19 protein-coding genes are annotated in these 18,369 nt (G+C 43.4%); 16 read left to right on the top strand and 3 right to left on the bottom strand.

Annotation, left to right across the window (positions count from 1 at the left end):
- The first annotated feature begins 38 nt into the window (after positions 1 to 38).
- The 9 genes from ymfI to P343_RS21805 all read left to right on the top strand — a co-directional run bounded on the left by ymfI (position 39) and on the right by P343_RS21805 (position 9,658).
- Complete coding sequence (ymfI, locus tag P343_RS21850; RefSeq protein WP_023508850.1) at positions 39 to 770, top strand: elongation factor P 5-aminopentanone reductase; 732 nt, start codon at positions 39 to 41, stop codon at positions 768 to 770.
- A 74-nt stretch (positions 771 to 844) separates the two neighbouring features.
- On the top strand, positions 845 to 1,117 hold the full coding sequence (locus P343_RS21845; RefSeq protein ID WP_023508849.1) for a DUF3243 domain-containing protein: 273 nt from the start codon (positions 845 to 847) through the stop codon (positions 1,115 to 1,117).
- A 553-nt stretch (positions 1,118 to 1,670) separates the two neighbouring features.
- Positions 1,671 to 2,456: a DUF3388 domain-containing protein gene (locus tag P343_RS21835; RefSeq protein WP_023508847.1), complete on the top strand. Its 786-nt coding sequence runs from the start codon at positions 1,671 to 1,673 to the stop codon at positions 2,454 to 2,456.
- Between the two features lie 15 nt (positions 2,457 to 2,471).
- Positions 2,472 to 3,356, top strand: coding sequence for a helix-turn-helix domain-containing protein (locus P343_RS21830; RefSeq protein ID WP_023508846.1), 885 nt, complete (start codon positions 2,472 to 2,474; stop codon positions 3,354 to 3,356).
- Between the two features lie 168 nt (positions 3,357 to 3,524).
- Positions 3,525 to 4,103: a CDP-diacylglycerol--glycerol-3-phosphate 3-phosphatidyltransferase gene (gene pgsA, locus P343_RS21825; RefSeq protein ID WP_023508845.1), complete on the top strand. Its 579-nt coding sequence runs from the start codon at positions 3,525 to 3,527 to the stop codon at positions 4,101 to 4,103.
- A gap of 88 nt (positions 4,104 to 4,191) precedes the next feature.
- A complete protein-coding gene (locus P343_RS21820) occupies positions 4,192 to 5,439 on the top strand; it encodes a competence/damage-inducible protein A (protein WP_023508844.1) in 1,248 nt (415 codons plus the stop codon).
- A 91-nt stretch (positions 5,440 to 5,530) separates the two neighbouring features.
- Complete coding sequence (gene recA, locus P343_RS21815) at positions 5,531 to 6,583, top strand: recombinase RecA (RefSeq protein WP_031263589.1); 1,053 nt, start codon at positions 5,531 to 5,533, stop codon at positions 6,581 to 6,583.
- A 642-nt stretch (positions 6,584 to 7,225) separates the two neighbouring features.
- Positions 7,226 to 8,788 carry a ribonuclease Y gene (rny, locus tag P343_RS21810; RefSeq protein ID WP_031263588.1) on the top strand — a complete coding sequence of 521 codons (1,563 nt, stop codon included), beginning with the start codon at positions 7,226 to 7,228 and terminating at the stop codon, positions 8,786 to 8,788.
- A 72-nt stretch (positions 8,789 to 8,860) separates the two neighbouring features.
- Entirely contained in the window at positions 8,861 to 9,658 is a 798-nt protein-coding gene (locus P343_RS21805) for a TIGR00282 family metallophosphoesterase (RefSeq protein ID WP_023508841.1), read from the top strand.
- Between the two features lie 162 nt (positions 9,659 to 9,820).
- Here P343_RS21805 and P343_RS21800 read toward each other — a convergent pair whose 3' ends face one another.
- A complete protein-coding gene (locus P343_RS21800; protein ID WP_023508840.1) occupies positions 9,821 to 10,081 on the bottom strand; it encodes a stage V sporulation protein S in 261 nt (86 codons plus the stop codon).
- A 230-nt stretch (positions 10,082 to 10,311) separates the two neighbouring features.
- Between P343_RS21800 and P343_RS21795 the strand changes: the two genes are divergently transcribed.
- The 3 genes from P343_RS21795 to P343_RS21785 all read left to right on the top strand — a co-directional run bounded on the left by P343_RS21795 (position 10,312) and on the right by P343_RS21785 (position 11,896).
- A complete protein-coding gene (locus tag P343_RS21795) occupies positions 10,312 to 11,154 on the top strand; it encodes an SPFH domain-containing protein (protein ID WP_023508838.1) in 843 nt (280 codons plus the stop codon).
- Between the two features lie 12 nt (positions 11,155 to 11,166).
- A complete protein-coding gene (locus P343_RS36615) occupies positions 11,167 to 11,340 on the top strand; it encodes a type II toxin-antitoxin system antitoxin (RefSeq protein WP_023508837.1) in 174 nt (57 codons plus the stop codon).
- Positions 11,341 to 11,434: 94 nt separating this feature from the next.
- Positions 11,435 to 11,896 carry a CBS domain-containing protein gene (locus tag P343_RS21785; protein WP_023508836.1) on the top strand — a complete coding sequence of 154 codons (462 nt, stop codon included), beginning with the start codon at positions 11,435 to 11,437 and terminating at the stop codon, positions 11,894 to 11,896.
- A 305-nt stretch (positions 11,897 to 12,201) separates the two neighbouring features.
- Here P343_RS21785 and P343_RS21780 read toward each other — a convergent pair whose 3' ends face one another.
- Positions 12,202 to 13,464 (bottom strand): MFS transporter, encoded by a 1,263-nt coding sequence (locus P343_RS21780; RefSeq protein WP_023508835.1) that lies wholly within the window; start codon positions 13,462 to 13,464, stop codon positions 12,202 to 12,204.
- Positions 13,465 to 13,790: 326 nt separating this feature from the next.
- Between P343_RS21780 and P343_RS21775 the strand changes: the two genes are divergently transcribed.
- The 4 genes from P343_RS21775 to cotE all read left to right on the top strand — a co-directional run bounded on the left by P343_RS21775 (position 13,791) and on the right by cotE (position 16,982).
- On the top strand, positions 13,791 to 14,192 hold the full coding sequence (locus tag P343_RS21775) for a hypothetical protein (RefSeq protein ID WP_023508834.1): 402 nt from the start codon (positions 13,791 to 13,793) through the stop codon (positions 14,190 to 14,192).
- 224 nt (positions 14,193 to 14,416) lie between these two features.
- Positions 14,417 to 15,904 carry a tRNA (N6-isopentenyl adenosine(37)-C2)-methylthiotransferase MiaB gene (gene miaB, locus P343_RS21770; RefSeq protein ID WP_023508833.1) on the top strand — a complete coding sequence of 496 codons (1,488 nt, stop codon included), beginning with the start codon at positions 14,417 to 14,419 and terminating at the stop codon, positions 15,902 to 15,904.
- Positions 15,901 to 16,275 carry a YlbF/YmcA family competence regulator gene (locus tag P343_RS21765; RefSeq protein ID WP_023508832.1) on the top strand — a complete coding sequence of 125 codons (375 nt, stop codon included), beginning with the start codon at positions 15,901 to 15,903 and terminating at the stop codon, positions 16,273 to 16,275. Before miaB ends, P343_RS21765 begins: the two co-directional genes overlap by 4 nt.
- Before the next feature lie 143 nt (positions 16,276 to 16,418).
- Positions 16,419 to 16,982, top strand: coding sequence for an outer spore coat protein CotE (gene cotE / locus P343_RS21760; RefSeq protein WP_023508831.1), 564 nt, complete (start codon positions 16,419 to 16,421; stop codon positions 16,980 to 16,982).
- 99 nt (positions 16,983 to 17,081) lie between these two features.
- Here cotE and P343_RS21755 read toward each other — a convergent pair whose 3' ends face one another.
- Entirely contained in the window at positions 17,082 to 18,302 is a 1,221-nt protein-coding gene (locus P343_RS21755; protein WP_023508830.1) for an MFS transporter, read from the bottom strand.
- Positions 18,303 to 18,369: the final 67 nt, after the last annotated feature.

Below are 18,369 nucleotides of genomic sequence, written 5' to 3'. Positions count from 1 at the left end.
AGGGTTAAATTGATTGCAGACAATGGAGTTGTTGGATAATGGTAAATAAAATATTGATAACGGGGGCAAGCGGCGGAATCGGCGGTGCGACAGCGAAAGCATTAGCTAAGTCAGGCGCTTCCCTTTATTTGCATTACAATTCCGGAAAAGAGGCAGTAGATCATCTTGCCCGTGGATTGCGAGAAAAATATTCTGATCAATTTTTTATTTGTGTTCAGGCTGATCTTTCCCGTGAAGATGGCCCTGAACTATTATTGCAGCAGATTGATCAGCAGGTGAACGGCGTGGTTTATGCGAGTGGGATCAGCAAAGTGAGTCTTTTTCAGGATACTGAATCGAAGACGATTAAGAAAATGATTCAATTGCAGTTGACCAGCCCATTTCGACTGCTGCAGCAGCTGATTCAGCCGATGATTCGCGCAAAATCAGGGAAAATTTTGCTTGTTTCCTCAATTTGGGGCCTGGAAGGTGCATCGACAGAGGTGCTTTATTCAATGGTCAAGGGTGGCCAAAATGCATTTGTTAAAGCGCTGGCCAAAGAAGCAGCGCCGAGTGGGATTACGGTAAACGCGGTTGCGCCGGGTGCCGTGGATACGTCAATGATGCACTTGTTCAGTCCTGAAGATATCGAATATGTAAAACAAGAAATACCGATGGGAAGACTGGCGGCGCCAGAAGAAGTGGCCTCGCTGATTAACTACTTAATGAGTAGTGAGGCTGGCTATATCAGTGGTCAGGTGATTTCGATCAACGGCGCTTGGTATTGCTAATTTTTCTCTTTTTTGATAAAGATGCGTGATCCTTGGAACAATAGTAAGGATCACGATAAAAAGGAGGATGGGTCATGACAGTCTTAGATAATTGGAATCGTTGGAAAGACTTTCTCGGTGATCGCGTAGAACAAGCAGAAAGTCTCGGCATGAGTGAAGAAACAGTAACAGCTTTTGCCAAAAAAATAGGCGACTATTTAAGTGAGAATGTAGATCCGAAAAATGATCAAGACCGGGTGCTTAAAGATTTGTGGAATGTAGCTGATGAACAAGAGCGTCTCGTGCTTGCACGGCTCATGATGAAAATGGTGACATCGGATACTAAAAAAACACATCAATCTGTGTAAAGGCTAATAAACGGTTATGTTCCACTGAAAAAAAGAGACGTTTCACACGTCTCTTTTTTTATCGACCTTATCGTTAAAAAAGTTAAGATATGATAATATTAATAGAGGATGTTCGAAAAGTCCGGTAAGAAGGATCTTCTGCTAATAAAAAGGATCTTCAACTAAGTACGCTCACGTCCTGTGAGCAACGTTGAAGTCACCACATCCTGTGGAAGTACGTCCTGTGTTACAACACGAAAAGCTACTGCATCCTGAGAAGTACGTTCTTTGCACAACGCAGAAGTCACTGCATCATGCGGAAGTTCTGTGTCAACTTGCTTTTTCGCTCTGCACTTTTTGTCCTCCTTTTCGAACATACTCTAACAATGTACGGTAGTGTTTCACGATGTTTTTTCTTCGGATTTTCTGAATATATTTCCGGGCAGCAGACTATAAAAATAAAGGCGGCTGATTTTGCTAAGTGCGCAACGCTTCATTGCGGAAAAAAGGAGATCTTTATATACTTCCGGGTGGAAGTTACTTAAGAAAAGGTGGACTCGAAGGGGGCAACTTCATGTCCGACGGAAAAGAATGGTATCTTGAGTACGAAATACATAAGAACAGGCCCGGATTACTTGGTGAAGTATCCTCACTCCTTGGTGCGCTTGGAATAAATATTTTAACAATAAACGGTGTGGATCATGAGCGCCGCGGATTGCTTGTCTCGTCACAGGACGATCAGCAAATGGATCAAGTATTAGCTACAATAAAAAAGATGGAAACCATTCATTTGACGAAGTTTCGCCAACCTACTCTTGGTGACAGACTAGCAGTACGCCATGGCCGATACATAGAGAGAGACACGGGTGATCGTAATACGTTTCTTTTCTCCCGTGATGAGATTGGCTTGCTTGTCGATTTTATGGCCGAATTGTTTAAAATGCCGGATCATCCGTTGCTCGGAATTCGGGGACTTCCCAGAGTCGGGAAATCGGAGTCCATTATAGCGGCCAGCGTTTCAGCAAACAAGCGCTGGCAATTTGTCTCATCAACACTTCTGAAACAAACAGTCAGGACAAGACTGTCTGAGGATGAACGCTCCCGAGATCATATTTTTGTTATTGATGGCGCTGTTTCCCAAAGAATTGGATCAGAAAGCCACTGGGAACTGATCCGGGAACTGATGAGGCTTCCTGTCACCAAGGTGATCGAGCATCCGGATACCTTTGTGAGAGGAACAGAATTTTCTATGGACATATTTGATTATATCATTGAACTCCGCAGTCACCGCGAAGAAGAGATTCTGAATGGGGCATCTCCGGCGGCCTCAGATTTTTCATGGCCTGATTTTAATTCATAATGGCAGGTGTTAGTATTGAGTGAACTTGGTCAAGTTCTGAAGGAAGCCCGTGAGCAGAAAAATATGTCTCTGGACGACCTCCAGAAGGAAACAAAAATTCAAAAACGCTATCTCAAAGCGATCGAGGATGGCGATTACAGCCAGCTCCCCGGTGAGTTTTACACAAGAGCTTTTATTAAGAGTTATGCAGAGACTGTTGACTTAGATTTTAAAAGCTTATCTGAAGAGTACACCGGTGATATGCCTAAAGTCGGAAGGGAGCATATTGAAACACACACGCTGCCGCCTGACGGAAGCGAGGGTGACCGTTCGCCAAAACCTCTGAGACGCAATGCCGTCCGAGCGAAGAACTGGTCTTCTTTCGTTAACAAAGCAATCGTAATCGTTTTTGTGTTGATTGCTTTGATGATTGTGTATATACTCGTGACACATATTGCCGGAAACCGGTCTAATCCTTCAGGTGATCAGAGTAATGGTAACTCTGTTCAATTTAAAGGAAACAGTGCATCATCTGATCGTTCTTCCACAGATTCTTCTGCTTCCTCAAGTAGCTCTTCTGACTCCTCTTCACAGAATCAGACGTTGAAACAGGAAAAGCAGGTAGGGTCGGCAACCACGTACACACTATCAGGCGTACAAAAATTTGATGTGACGGTATCTGCCAAAACGGTCAAAGGTGCTTGGTTTAGCGCTACCGATGCCAAGACAAATAAGCAACTTGCTCAAGGCATCGTGTCGACAAGTGGCAAGAAATCATATCGTTTTGATGCTTCAAATGTTCAGTCGCTTTACTTGAGGTTTGGCAATGCACCGGGTACTGATTTGAAGATTAACGGTGAAAAGGTCAAATTACCGAACAAAAATACCGTACAAACATTGATTATTAACTTCAGTAAGTAAGCTTTTGGTTTATTAGAGCCAGCCCTTTGTGGCGGCTCGCTTTTTTTTGATAAGTTATGTAGCAGGTTGTTGCAGCAGAAATTAATTTCAAACACCTTTTTGTGTCTGAATTGTGACGGTCAACACGTAATCATTTAGTATTTTATTCTTTCTCAGGAGGAATTGTAGATGAATATCGCTAATAAATTAACTGTGTCACGTATGATCATGATCCCCCTCTTCTTGATCTTTCTTCTTGCCCCGATCCAGCTCGGTACGCTTGGAACTGGAAGTTATCAACTCCCGATTACTCAATTGATTGCGGCCATTATTTTTATTCTTGCTTCATTCACCGATTGGCTTGACGGACAACTTGCTAGAAAATATCATCTCGTCACGAATTTTGGCAAACTTCTTGACCCACTTGCCGATAAACTGTTGGTAATGAGCGCGTTTGTCTCCTTTGTCGGACTAGGCAGCATGGCATCATGGATGGTGATTCTGATTCTCGCACGCGAATTCGCTGTAACTGGCCTGCGTCTTGTTGCGGTTGAAGAAGGCGAAGTAATTGCAGCCAGTAAAATAGCCAAGTGGAAAACCTTCTCACAAATGGTTGCGGTTATCCTCTTTTTGTTCAATAATGTTCCTTTCGGTACCAATGGCTTTCCGCTTAGCCAGATCATACTCTGGATAGCTGTTATTTTAACTGTGCTCTCTGGAGCGGATTACTTCTACAAAAACCGCGAGATTTTACTTCGCTCCAAATGAAATAGCCAGACTTGCACTCCGCCTTTTTGTGCCCGATAATAAATGAGAGAATACTAGGAATGAAAACGGATGATAGGAGTTCTTGCTCATGAATGCGGAAATTATTGCGGTTGGTTCAGAGCTTTTGCTCGGCCAGATTGCCAATACAAATGCTCAGTTCATCTCAGAGCATCTGGCTTCCCTGGGCATTGATGTCTTTTTTCACACGGTCTGCGGTGATAATGAAGGTCGATTAATCGATGTCATCAAAAAAGCGGAAACGAGGGCTGATCTCCTGATTTTTACGGGAGGTCTTGGACCGACGAAGGATGATCTGACAAAAGAAACGGTTGCCAATGTATTGGGGAGAACGCTTGTCACAGATCAAGACGCGATGGATAGTATTTTGGAATATTTTAAAGTGACCGGCAGAAAAATGACGGAGAACAACAAGAAACAGGCTCTAGTAGTTGAAGGCTGTCAAGTGTTGCCTAATCATCATGGCATGGCACCTGGTATGATTGTGGATGCAAATCATCATTTGTATTTACTGATGCCTGGTGTACCGTCTGAAATGAAGCCGATGTTTCTTGACTTCGCGACCCGTTTCCTTGCCCGTCGCAACGAGGAGCATATTCAATCACGTGTGCTCCGCTTTTTTGGTATTGGGGAATCCCAACTTGAGACGGAGATCATTGATCTTATCGATGCACAATCGAATCCAACCATCGCTCCACTTGCTAAAGAAAGCGAAGTTACGCTTCGGCTTACAGCAAAGCATGATCAGGTCGAACAAGTTGAGGAAATGCTTGATCAAATTGAGGCGAAGATTGATGCGAGGGTCGGACAGTATCTGTACGGTTATAATGAAGATTCACTTCCAGAGATCGTTTTTGAACTTTTACGCAAAAAGAAGAAAACGATTGCCTTTGCAGAAAGTTTGACGGGAGGCATGGCAGCGGATTGGATGGCAGAATATCCCGGCGCGTCATCGGTTCTTAACGGAGGAATTGTCTCTTATTCAAATCAGGTAAAGGAGCATGTGCTTCTCGTGCCGGAAGAGGTGCTTCACACGGATGGGGCAGTCAGTGCAAACTGCGCAAAGTATATGGCGGCTTCAGTCCGAAAGCTTTGCAACTCTGATATCGGTCTTGCGTTCACCGGGGTTGCAGGACCAGATAAGAGCGAAGGAAAAACCGTCGGAACGGTTTACATCGGCTTTGCAGATGAAAACGGATCGGAAAGCTATCGCTTCCAGTTTAACGGATCGCGGCGCAAGATCAGAATCCAGTCGACGAAAACGGGATATGACATAGTTAGAAGACATTTGAACAATCTTCCGCTTCTTAGTCATTAAAAAAAGCGAATAAACATTCGCAGAACACTTGTGCCCGTAAGAAAAAAAAGGTATGATTAAACAAGAACGTTGAAGGAGATGAACCATGATAATGGCTGAAAAGAATGAAAGAAAAGCAGCACTCGACAATGCACTTCGTCAGATCGAAAAACAGTTTGGTAAAGGTTCGATCATGAGATTAGGAGAACGGCCGGAACAGCGCGTATCAACAGTATCAAGCGGTTCATTGGCTTTAGATATAGCAATGGGTGTCGGCGGTTATCCGCGCGGACGCATTATTGAAATTTACGGACCTGAATCTTCAGGTAAAACAACGGTAGCACTTCATGCAATTGCTGAAGCGCAGCAAGGCGGTGGACAGGCGGCTTTCATTGATGCGGAACACGCGCTTGATCCTGTCTATGCGGAAAATTTAGGTGTCAATATTGACGAATTGCTTCTCTCACAGCCGGACACCGGTGAGCAGGCGCTTGAAATTGCCGAGGCACTTGTTCGAAGCGGCGCAGTTGATATCATTGTTATCGACTCAGTAGCCGCATTAGTACCGAAAGCAGAAATTGAAGGTGAAATGGGTGATGCACACGTCGGTTTGCAGGCCCGGTTGATGTCGCAGGCGCTGAGAAAGCTGTCCGGAGCGATCAGCAAGTCCAAGACAACCGCGATTTTCATTAACCAGATTCGTGAAAAAGTAGGCGTTATGTTCGGCAACCCCGAAACGACACCAGGCGGACGTGCGCTCAAATTCTATGCATCTGTGCGTTTGGAAGTACGCCGTGCCGAGACGCTGAAAATCGGCAATGACATTGTCGGAAACAGAGCTAGAATTAAAGTGGTTAAGAACAAGGTTGCTCCGCCTTTCAAACAGGCCGAAGTAGACATCATGTATGGACAAGGTATTTCTCAGGAAGGTGAGATCCTTGATATCGGTGCGGAACTGGACATCGTTGAGAAGAGCGGATCATGGTACTCCTACAATAAAGAACGTTTGGGACAGGGCCGTGAAAATGCGAAATTGTATCTTAAAGAAAATGAAGAGGTAAAAGACGCAATCAAGCAGCAGATTCGTGCTCACTATAATTTGGATGATCTTCCTGTCGTGGTGACTGCTGACGCAGATGCGCAGCCCCTCCCTGACAGTGAATAAATAAACATGAATTAGATCAGTTGAATCCAAGCAAAGAACTTGTACCATATTGTACGGTGCAAGTTCTTTGCTTTTTGATAGGCTCAGTTAAATGATTGAGTTGATTTTGAACGCAAATGAAAAAACGAAATTCGCGAGACTCCTGTGGGACTGTATCCATAGATTGCAAGCCAAGGGAACCCCCACTGTGAGGGAACAGAGCGAGGATGCTCCCGGATCACCAGCGGCCACATCTGTTGGTGCGAGCAGGTTACGCATGAATTAACAATATTTAATAACAGAGCCTTTTGATAAATAAAAATTGTATCACAATAATCAGATAATAATTCGTTTAACCGGTCCGCTTACAAGCCAATGAGGTTGACAACCCAAATAGGCAATTATACAATGAACTTGTAACTACAAAGTTATTGATGAAATGATTATGAAAACTTTTCGCATGAAAAATGCTTAAAAGGACGACAAAGAAAGCGAATCAGGCCCAATATGTTCCTTTTCAAGCAGCTCGTTTCTACGAGTAATAGAATATGGACATGAATCTGAAATACCTTTCTTACTTATCGTCTCTCTGTTAAGCATCATTCAAAAGTAAAAGCATCTGTTTTACTTATTGACGATAAGGAAAAGCAAGGAGGTGAAATGATGACAGTTTATGTTATGATCATCTCCATTGCGCTGATCTCTGTAGTTTGTCTGTTTGTTGGCTATTACATCCGAAAAAAAATTGCTGAGGCGAAAATTACTTCTGCCGAGGTCGCGGCACGCCAAATTGTCGAAGATGCTCATCGAGACGCAGAAGCTTTGAAAAAGGAAGCGCTCTTGGAAGCGAAGGACGAAATTCATACGCTCAGATCTCAGACTGAGAATGAAGCGCGTGAACGGCGAAATGAACTTCAGAGGCAGGAAAACCGCCTTTTGCAGAAAGAGGATCTGCTCGATCGAAAAAGCGAATCTCTCGATAATAAAGAAAGTTCATTGGAAAAAAGGGAGGAAACTCTTAGCAAGAAACGTCGACAAATTGAAGAGATGGAAAGCAAAGTGGAGGAATCGCTGCGTAAACAGCAGTCAGAACTCGAACGTATTTCCGGTCTGACGAGTGATGAGGCAAAGGAACTCATACTCGATCAAGTCAAGCAGGAAACGGCGCATGAGGCTGCCCAAATCGCAAAGGACATCGAAACAAGAGCGAAGGAAGATGCGGAGAAGAAAGCGAAGAGCATCCTTTCACTTGCGATTCAGCGTTGTGCGGCTGATCATGTGACGGAAACAACGGTTTCAGTTGTCAATCTGCCAAATGACGAAATGAAAGGCCGAATCATTGGTCGTGAAGGTCGAAACATCCGGACGCTGGAGACTTTGACGGGTATTGACTTGATCATTGATGATACGCCGGAGGCAGTCATTCTATCAGGATTTGATCCTATTCGACGTGAAGTTGCGAGAATCGCTCTTGAGAAACTTGTTCAGGACGGGCGTATCCATCCAGCACGCATTGAAGAGATGGTTGAGAAATCTCGGCATGAAGTGGATGAGAAGATCCGTGATTACGGCGAACAGACGACCTTTGAGGTCGGCATTCACAGTCTTCATCCGGATCTTGTCAAGATCTTGGGCCGACTTCACTTCAGGACCAGCTATGGTCAGAATGTTCTCAAGCATTCAATGGAAGTTGCCTTCCTTGCGGGCATGATGGCTGCTGAGCTTGGCGAAGACGAGGTATTGGCGAGAAGAGCCGGATTACTTCACGATATCGGTAAAGCGATCGATCATGAGGTTGAAGGCAGCCACGTTGAAATCGGTGTAGAATTGGCTACGAAGTACAAGGAGCACCCGGTTGTAATTAACAGTATTGCTTCTCACCATGGTGATACAGAAGCGACTTCCGTCATCTCAGTCCTTGTTGCAGCAGCAGATGCACTTTCTGCTGCCAGACCAGGAGCGCGGCGTGAAACGCTCGAAACATACATCCATCGGTTGGAGAAACTTGAAGAGATCTCTGAGTCTTTCGAGGGTGTTGAAAAATCCTACGCAATTCAAGCGGGTCGTGAAATCCGGATTATTGTACAGCCGGACATCGTCGACGACGCAAAATCTTTTCAGTTGGCACATGAAATCACCAAGAAAATTGAAAATGAACTGGATTATCCGGGGAATATCAAAGTAACGGTGATTCGTGAAACACGAGCTGTTGAATATGCGAAATAAAAAAGGGCGGCATGCAGCCGCCTTTTTTATACATTATAAAGGTAACTAAGCACTTGGAAAAGAGCGTGAATAATGAATATTCTATTTGTCGGCGATGTCTATGGCCGTACCGGAAGACAGATGATTGAAGAGTATTTGCCTAAGCTGAAAAGCAAGTTTCATCCGACAGTAACCATTGTCAATGCTGAGAACGCGGCGCATGGAAAAGGGCTTACCAAAAAAATCTACAGGCAGATGCTGGATGCAGGTGCTGATATGCTAACTATGGGCAACCATACATGGGATAATCGAGAGATCTTTGAATTTATTGACGATGCAAAACAGATTGTCCGTCCAGCTAACTTTCCTGAAGGAACGCCTGGCACCGGCATTCGCTATGTCACGCTACATCATAATCTGCAGGTTGCGGTTATCAATATTCAGGGACGGGTCTTCCTGCCGCCATTGGATGATCCTTTTAGGATCGTGAAACAGCTCGTAGAAGAAGCAAGAAAGAAGACACCAATTATTTTTGTGGATGTGCATGCCGAGACAACAAGTGAAAAGCTAGCGCTTGGATGGTATCTGGATGGCAGCGTTTCGGCGGTCATCGGAACGCACACACATATTCAGACTGCGGATGAGCGGATTTTCCCTCAAGGAACAGCCTACCTCACTGATGTAGGTATGACTGGCCCCTATAACGGCATTATTGGTGTTCAGAGAGCCTCAGTTACCAAACGTTTTCTAACGTCAATGCCTGTCCGGTTTGATAGTGAGGAAGGTCCAGGCCAGTTAAGTGCAGTTCACATTCAAATCAATGATAAGTCCGGAAAAGCAACAAGCATTAACCGTATTTTAATTAATGATGATCATCTTTTTTTCGATTAACTTGGATACAGAAACAGTCGCTCGTCTTATGAAAAGACGGGCGACTGTTTTTTACATGAATCTAAATTCGGATGAAAAAAATCGAGATCTCATGACAAATGTCTTTCTGCTTGTCACCCTTACAATCATCAACAATAAAATACCTTGCTGTTAAGCCATTTATTATCGCGGCTCAACGATAAGTTTGATGGCAGTCCGTTCTTCTCCATCGATCAAAATATCTGTAAATGCAGGAATGCAAATTAAATCCAGGCCGCTTGGCGCGACAAAGCCTCTGGCGATGGCAACTGCTTTAACCGCTTGGTTGAGCGCTCCTGCGCCGATCGCCTGTATTTCCGCTGTTTTTTGTTCCCTCATCGCATGTGCAAGGGCACCGGCAACAGAGTTAGGTACAGATCTTGCTGAAACTTTTAACACATCCATTTCCGATTGTCATCTCCTTATGAGGATTGCCCATAAATTACTATATTCTTGAAGAGGATGACTATGCCTATTTTAGGGACAGGAGGGAGGTTTGATGCAATTGTTTCAATAAAAACTTCAATTGAAGCATATTTGTCACAAATGAAGAAAAAAAGCACTATGAATTATCAGATAAAATGATATCATAATAATATAGTGATGAAACAATTGTAATATTAGGAGGGTTCTCTGTGATTGAACAAAAAGTTTGGAAGATCAATGGTTTTATAGGAATTTTAGCGGTCTTAGTTCTGGCCGGAATTGGTGTTGCTGCAATTGTCATGGAGATTCCGGTACTCGTCGTTGTTGCCTGGGCTGCTGCATTCATTCTGACGACAGGTTTCACGATTGTGCCGCCAAATAAAACAAAGGTTATCACCTTTTTTGGCAAATACATTGGCAGTGTGCGTGACAATGGAATCTTCTTAACGGTTCCGCTTGCAGTCAAGAAGACGGTGTCTTTGCGTGTGCGCAATTTTAACAGCCAGAAACTTAAGGTCAATGATGTTGAAGGGAATCCTATCGAGATTGCGGCAGTTGTTGTCTTTAAAGTGGTTGATTCAGCTAAAGCACTGTTTGATGTCGATGATTACAGCCAGTTTGTGGAAATTCAAAGTGAAACAGCAGTACGACATATTGCTTCTCAATATCCTTATGACAATTTTGATGAAGAAGGTTTATCGCTGCGCAGCAATTCTGTTGAAATTTCAAGTATGCTTAAAGCAGAACTTCAGGAACGTCTCGTTTTGGCAGGTGTGGATGTCATTGAAACGCGTTTAACGCATCTTGCGTACTCAACAGAAGTGGCACAGGCCATGCTGCAGCGTCAACAAGCATCGGCAATTATTTCTGCGCGACAGAAAATAGTTGATGGCGCTGTAGGGATGGCTCAAATGGCCATTCAACGTCTCGAGGAGGAACATGTGGTTGAACTCGATGAAGAACGCAAGGTAAGCATGATTAACAATCTGATGGTGGCTATTGTCTCAGAGAAAGGCTCACAGCCGGTGATCAATACGGGAAGCATCTATTAAGCGGGTATTGCGATGGCAAAGAAAAAAAGTTTTTTATTAAGAATCGATCCGGAACTGTATGATCAGCTGCAGAGATGGGCGGATGATGAGTTTCGCAGTGTCAACGGTCAGATTGAGTTTCTTCTTCGTGAATCTTTGCGAAAATCCGGAAGAACAACCGAACGAAAAGGCGATGATCTGGAATAGTAGAGTTGGCAGTGGAATAATACTGTTTAAGCGATTACATGGATATGGTATAATAGTAGAGGAAAGACATCACCATTTTAAGGAGGCGATGCCGATGCGTGTGGAACAACTAATGATTAAAAATGTAATAACAGTCCGCGAGAGTGACACGGTTAAAACGTTGATCAAAGCACTGATTGATCACAAAATCGGCGGTGTACCGGTCCTGAATAATCAAGATCAGTTGACTGGGTATATCAGTGACGGTGATTTGCTAAGAGCGATTTCGCCAAAACAACAAACCATATATGATTTATACTCCCTCATTTCGGCAATCCGTGTCGAAATGTCAAAGGAGAAAATGAATGACTTGCTTGATATGCAAGTGAAAGATTTGATGAAGAAAAGAAATTTACAGACAGTTCATCCGGATAAAGATCTTGATGCTGTATTGAAAATGCTATCTCACTATCACATCAAACGCATTCCGGTGATTGACGAGAACAAACATGTAGTCGGTTTAATCACAAGAAGCCACATTATCCGCCATATCGGCGAACAATTGCTTAACGAGTAATTAAATCAAAAATAAAGAGCATAAAAGTGAAGCAAATGAGCGGGATAATAGCCTCATCTTGCTTCACTTTTTTTCAGTGGTAGTTCTCTCATTTGTCAGATTTGCTTTGTTGCGGAGCAAAGCATTCATTAATCAGACAACCCTTCGAATGAGCACATATTTTTACTAGATCAAATGGAACAAAGACCAACAAGTAAAAAATCAGACCGAGATCGGAGAATTCGAATCACTTGCACTATGATTATTTGAACATAATAAAACAAGAGCTTGGTCTGTTATATTCATTGCTATCAGACTTCATTTATTCATGAGTTAACACTTGTTTCATCTGGAAAACCATAGTGTTCCGGTTCAACTTCGCTCGCGACCGGAAGGTGACGTAGAACGGGCATGCATGCAACATAGAGTGCATAAAAGAGAAAGCCGAAGCTGGAAGCGATGAACACAACTTTCGGGCCAAAAACGTTACTTAATGCTCCACCAGTGAGTGAACCGAGCGGCATGATGCAGGTGGCCAAGCTTGCAACAAGTGACATCGCACGAGCGAGCATCGTTTTTGGAACAACATTTTGGATTAGTGTAAAGTTGAGGACATTATTGCAGCCTGGGGCAACCATGCTCGCTGCAAACAAAATATCAGTTAGATAAGTCAAAGAAGAAAATGCTGCGCCGAACCACAAACAGAAACCAATAAAGTAACCGATGATCAGCATTTTGCCGACGGGCTTATTTGCAAATCTGCCGGCGGCCATAGCGCCTGTTAAACTTCCGACAGCCATGCCGGCCATTAACAATCCATACATTCCTGATCCGCCAAGATAGTTGGCGTAAGCGGGAAGCGTGGCGATCACTGCACCAAGCGCGAAGTTGGTTACTAGTGAAGAAACCATCATTTTTCCAATAACCGAATGAACCACAATATGGAAGCCCTCTTGTAAATCCTCAAAGTATTGATTAACTTGAGTTTTCATTGAAACGCGTGTACCCGGTATGCTGCTTTTTGGCAATGTGAGCAAGGAGAAAAGCAGAACTGCGATAAAAAAAGTGACAATGTCAATGCTGTAAAGAGCGACTGCACCGATTGCTACAACAAGAACGCCGCCAATCGCTTGAAAAGCCGCTTCTGTTCCTTGATAGGCAAGTGACATTAATCCATTGGCCTGAACGCGTTGCTCTTTGTCCATAATTCGTGGAATTAAGGCACTTTCTGCCGGAAAAGAAAACTGATTTAAGAAGGAAACCACAGGCATGATCAGGAGTACAACAGTAACGGTAAGCTTTCCTGTAATTGAAGCAATTGGAATCACAACGAGGAGAATGGCTTGAGCGGCTTGAGTTGCAATCAGCAACCGTTTGATCGAATATCTATCCAGCACCGGGCCTATAATGAATTGTAGAGCTCGGGGGAGCATCGTCAGAAAACCAGCTAATCCTGAATACAGGGACGAACCGCTCAGATCATATACGAGCCACATCGCAGCAATAAAATAGACACTGTCGCCAATGTTTGTGATCAGCCGGGCTGAAAAAAGCAGGCCAAAATTTTTGTTTTGCATCAATAATTTCATCTTACATAATAGCCTCCATATTAAGGATAAATGGTAGAAACAGCTTCTTAATGGAGATGATCATAGCACGATTGATCCTGTAATTTTCAGAATGTTGATTATGTTATACATATAAATTTCGTTAAGAAGTCATTTACAAATAGAAGAGAAAAACGAACTGCAACTGAGATCGATATGCCAACTATAAAACTCTAATCAATTCACGGGTACTATATTGGTATATAGTAAAGGTGATAAAACACCGCTACTAATCAACGACACTGAGATTCCATTCGGAACTAGTTCAGTCTGATGAAAGCTACAGCGCAAAAGTGAGGTTTGTGTAAATGGATATGATTGATCCAATAACATTGAAACTTCTGAAAAGGTTTAGAGCAATACAGAAAAATGCAATCATGAGACATAAAGATGAAATGGATGAAAAATACGAGCAAACAGAAACCTGTGTAACATTAAATCAAATCAAAGAGTGGTTTAAGTATTATCCTTGGAACAACGTTAGGCTTACTTTGTGGCAGTTAGAGAAAAGTGAAATGATCGTACAGATAAGATCCCCTAGAGTGGAGTACACCGTTATGGATCCTGACAGTAAAGTGTTCACCATTTCTGGAAAAGGGTGGTCCGTTCTGAAAACCTATTATTTCAAAATATGGCTGTCAATTGTTATTCCAATACTATCACTTGGCATATCCTTAGCAGCTTTAATCATTGCTATTTTTGTGAACTAACCCTCGGAATAAGCAATTTTGCAGAACTTGATACTAGATAATAGCTATGAGCTTCCTTTATAACGATAACTGTGAAGGGGCTTGTTCCTTTATTGACAGCTGATTAAATCGGTGCGCTCATCATTATTCCTGGAAAGTGAACGTGATAGGGGAAGCCCAATTCTTTCATATCCTGATCGAGTTTGCTATAATTTAGGGATGAGATTTGAAGGGAATGTTGCATTGTGGCTGATACAAAATTCAGCAAAGTTGATTTTTCGAAGTATTTTCAGCCGCCATCTCTGAAAGATGCGCGCAGGCGCCGCAGAGAAGCGGTTCAAATTATAAATGATTTCAGTATCCCGGAAGACATGAATACCATTGGCAAGGGAAAGAACTATCTCATTGAAACATACGGTTGTCAGATGAATGAACACGATACGGAAGTGATGGCCGGCATTCTGGAAGAGATAGGCTATACAGAGACAAAAGAAGCGACAGATGCTGATGTCATTCTGCTGAATACGTGTGCAATCCGTGAAAACGCTGAAAATAAAGTGTTTGGGCATATCGGCCACCTGAAAACCTTGAAGCTGGAAAGGCCAGGCTTGATTCTTGGTGTATGCGGCTGCATGGCTCAAGAAGAAGTGGTCATAAACAAAATTCTTGCGAAACACCCTCAAGTCGATTTGATTTTCGGAACACACAACATTCATCGACTTCCCCAATTGCTGAAGGAAGCTCTGTTTGGCAAGGAAATGGTCGTTGAAGTGTGGTCGAAAGAAGGCGATATTGTTGAGAATCTGCCTCAAGCACGCCGTGGTCATTTCCAGGCTTGGGTTAATATCATGTATGGCTGCGATAAATTTTGTACTTACTGCATTGTGCCTTATACGAGAGGCAAAGAACGAAGCCGTCATCCTGAAGAAATTATTCAGGAAGTACGCGAGCTTGCACGTAAAGGTTACAAAGAAATTACGCTGCTTGGACAAAACGTCAATGCTTACGGAAAAGATCTACCTGATATGGAGAATTACGGCCTTGGCAATCTAATGGATGAGATGCGGAAGATCGGCATCCCGCGTGTTCGCTTTACAACAAGTCATCCAAAAGACTTTGATGATCATTTAATCGAAGTACTTGGAAAAGGCGGCAATCTTTGCGAGCACATTCATCTTCCTGTTCAATCAGGCAGTTCAGACGTCTTGAAGATTATGGGGCGAGGTTATACGCGTGAACGGTATCTGGATCTCTTCCATAAAATCAAGGATACGGTGCCAAATGCCTCATTTACAACGGACATCATCGTCGGATTCCCTAATGAAACCGATGAACAATTCGAAGAGACGATGTCGCTTGTTCGTGAGTGCCAGTTTGACGGTGCGTTCACATTTATCTATTCACCGCGTGCGGGTACACCAGCAGCTCGCATGAAAGATAATATTCCAATGGAAGTGAAAAAGGAACGTTTGCAGCGGCTCAACACATTGATTGATGAATTATCAGCGAAAAGCAACGCTAAATATCAGGATCAAGTGGTTGAAGTGCTTGTTGAAGGCGAGAGCCGCAAAAATTCGGAAGTGCTGTCTGGTCATACACGTACAAATAAAGTAGTTAACTTCCGTGGTCCGAAGTCTCTGATTGGCCAACTGGTCAAAGTGAAAGTTACTGATGCAAAAACGTGGTCATTGGACGGTGAATGGCAAAAGGAAGCGGAGGCTGCCAATCTATGACCCGCCGATACTCAAAGGAAGAAATTTTGGCAAAGGCGCAGAAAATTGCGGAACACATGTCAGAGTCAGAACAAGTAAGTTTTTACAAACAGGCGGAAGCGAAGATCAGCGCCAATCGCAAGGTGCAGGTGTTGGTGGATCAGATAAAGAAGTATCAGAAGGAATCTGTGAATCTGCAACATTTTGGAAAAACGGAGGCCTATCATCGTAACGAAGCGCTCATAGATCATCTTCAGGCTGAACTTGATGCTATTCCAGTTGTTCAGGAATTTAAACAGTCATTGGAAGACGTCAACGATTTTTTGCAGCTGATTACGAAGCTGGTGTCGAGCCGAGTTGCTGATGCGAAAGAAAGTCCAGAAGACGAATAATAAATGGGAATAGCCAAATATAGACTTGAAAGCAAACTCCTCGAATGAGGAGTTTTTTTGCTGCCCGCGCCTTCTTTTTGTTTCACACGTGGCATTTGCCCTGCATAACATGAAGATGAAGAAGGCAAAGGAGGTTTGGACTTTTGGCAGAGAATGCATATAGGGAAATTATCACAAAGGCCGTTTGCGGAAAGGGAAAGAAATTTAGCCAATCCGCTCATACTGTTACACCAACGCATAAACCTTCGAACATCCTAGGATGCTGGGTCATCAACCATAAATATAAAACTACCTACCATAAGGATGCGGTTATCGTCGAAGGAACTTACGACATTAATACCTGGTATTCCTTCAATAACAACACAAAAACAGAAGTTGTATGTGAGACGGTCAATTATCGGGACCGCGTGCCGCTGACACTTCGCGACAAACAAGTCGTTTCGGATCATGTGGATGTCGCATGTCGACCACTTCAGGAACCAAATTGTCTGGAAGCGAAAATTTCTCCAAATGGCAATAGGGTTGTTGCTCAGGTTGAACGTGAATTTCTCGTTGAAGTGATTGGTGAAACGAAAGTAAAGGTTCGGGTAGATGACGATGGGTTGGTCGAGGCAGAGGATGAAGAGGAAAATGATGAGGAACTAGATAAGGAATTAGACAGTTTGGATTCAGAATTCCTGACTGATGATGACAAAGAAGATGAATGAGGAAGAAGAGAGGGTCTCTTCTTCTTTTTTGTTTTAAAGAGGACAATGAGTGCAAAAAAGTCTTGATCCCATAAGGCGGATCAAGACTTTATATGCGTTTTATTTAACTACTCGCTGCCGATTAAGATTCTTTCCCCAGGTTAATAAAAGGAAAAAAGCGGTGATTAAGAGCAGTGCGGAAAGGAAGAACACAGAGCGCACACCCAAGTAATCGGCTAGAAAACCGAAGAGTAAACTTCCGACACCAAACAGAATTGATAACAGTGCATCTTGAGCAGCGTAGACTTTTGCAAGCTGGTCGGGGGGCGCACATTTCTGTTCGATGGTGAGAAAAACAATGGTTTTGAACTGAACAGCAATACCGTACACAACTGTTAGAATGAGCGCAAGTATTGGCAACGTATTCATTCCAAAGATGAGTGTCATAATCCCTGTCAAGAGGGTTCCGGTCGTGGCAACCGATGCGGAGTGTTTGTTGAGCGTTTCACTCCAACGCACACCGAAAAAGCTCGCCAGCATTAATCCAGCAAAAAAACTAAAGTTAATGTAGCCCCACCAAGATGAATCCACATGCAGCGCCTGATCGACAAACACATAAATAATAGCGGCGATCCATACAACATCCGCAAGGGAGCAAAGCGAGTCAATAGCAAAAATCACCCGTAATGCAGGTGTATGCCAAACCGTCAGCCATCCTTCCTTCATCCGTGCCCACTTTGAGCGTTCGTCATCATCTTTTTCTGGAGGGCAACTGTTCACAATTCGAATCAGGACCATACAGAATGAGGACAGGCAGAAAAGAACGAGTGTAACACCGATCAGAAAAGATGCGCCAAAACGGGTGGCTAATAATCCACCGAGTGCCCACCCGCTCATTGCCATGGTTTGATCGAGCATAGATAGGCAACTGTTCGCAGCCATCAATTTGTGTTCCGATACAAGCAATGGAACCATTGCGCTTCTTGCCGGCGTTGCCCATCCATCCAAAAAGCTGATCAATACAACGAATGCGAAGATAATGATCACATTTTGTGCGCTTGCGGGGAGTAGTGATAAAAAGCTGAACAAGAACAGCAAAAATGTCTTACAGAACTGGGAACTGACGAGTGCGCCTTTCAGCCCGAGGCGATCAAGAATGATCGGAGCAATGAGCGCACTAATAAAGCGTGAAGCAGTGCTTAAAAAGGGCACAATGGCCATATTACCAGCAGATCCAGTCAGTCGATAGATTAAAGCCATTAGCCCGACAATGTAGAGCACATCGCCAAAATTGGCGAGTGACTGTCCGATCCAAAGGAATTGGAACCCCTTTTTCTTCATGACACATACTCTCCTATTAAATTATTTAGTTAGTTGAGAGTAGCATCAGATCACATATTTGGGTGTT

The sequence above is a fragment of the Sporolactobacillus laevolacticus DSM 442 genome (assembly GCF_000497245.1).
Lineage (GTDB): Bacteria > Bacillota > Bacilli > Bacillales > Sporolactobacillaceae > Sporolactobacillus > Sporolactobacillus laevolacticus.
The sequence above is the reverse complement of the archived record's forward strand: the minus strand, read 5'-3'. Positions and strand labels throughout refer to the sequence as shown.

Bases quoted from the DNA above. Each gene is read 5' to 3' on its own strand.
- P343_RS21820 (WP_023508844.1), top strand. From the start codon at position 4,192: ATGAATGCGGAAATTATTGCGGTTGGTTCAGAGCTTTTGCTCGGCCAG.
- rny (WP_031263588.1), top strand. From the start codon at position 7,226: ATGACAGTTTATGTTATGATCATCTCCATTGCGCTGATCTCTGTAGTT.
- P343_RS21785 (WP_023508836.1), top strand. From the start codon at position 11,435: ATGCGTGTGGAACAACTAATGATTAAAAATGTAATAACAGTCCGCGAG.
- P343_RS21835 (WP_023508847.1), top strand. From the start codon at position 1,671: ATGTCCGACGGAAAAGAATGGTATCTTGAGTACGAAATACATAAGAAC.
- P343_RS21765 (WP_023508832.1), top strand. From the start codon at position 15,901: ATGACCCGCCGATACTCAAAGGAAGAAATTTTGGCAAAGGCGCAGAAA.
- P343_RS21755 (WP_023508830.1), bottom strand. From the start codon at position 18,302: ATGAAGAAAAAGGGGTTCCAATTCCTTTGGATCGGACAGTCACTCGCC.
- P343_RS21780 (WP_023508835.1), bottom strand. From the start codon at position 13,464: ATGAAATTATTGATGCAAAACAAAAATTTTGGCCTGCTTTTTTCAGCC.
- pgsA (WP_023508845.1), top strand. From the start codon at position 3,525: ATGAATATCGCTAATAAATTAACTGTGTCACGTATGATCATGATCCCC.
- ymfI (WP_023508850.1), top strand. From the start codon at position 39: ATGGTAAATAAAATATTGATAACGGGGGCAAGCGGCGGAATCGGCGGT.
- recA (WP_031263589.1), top strand. From the start codon at position 5,531: ATGGCTGAAAAGAATGAAAGAAAAGCAGCACTCGACAATGCACTTCGT.
- P343_RS21775 (WP_023508834.1), top strand. From the start codon at position 13,791: ATGGATATGATTGATCCAATAACATTGAAACTTCTGAAAAGGTTTAGA.
- P343_RS21845 (WP_023508849.1), top strand. From the start codon at position 845: ATGACAGTCTTAGATAATTGGAATCGTTGGAAAGACTTTCTCGGTGAT.
- P343_RS21800 (WP_023508840.1), bottom strand. From the start codon at position 10,081: ATGGATGTGTTAAAAGTTTCAGCAAGATCTGTACCTAACTCTGTTGCC.
- P343_RS36615 (WP_023508837.1), top strand. From the start codon at position 11,167: ATGGCAAAGAAAAAAAGTTTTTTATTAAGAATCGATCCGGAACTGTAT.
- P343_RS21805 (WP_023508841.1), top strand. From the start codon at position 8,861: ATGAATATTCTATTTGTCGGCGATGTCTATGGCCGTACCGGAAGACAG.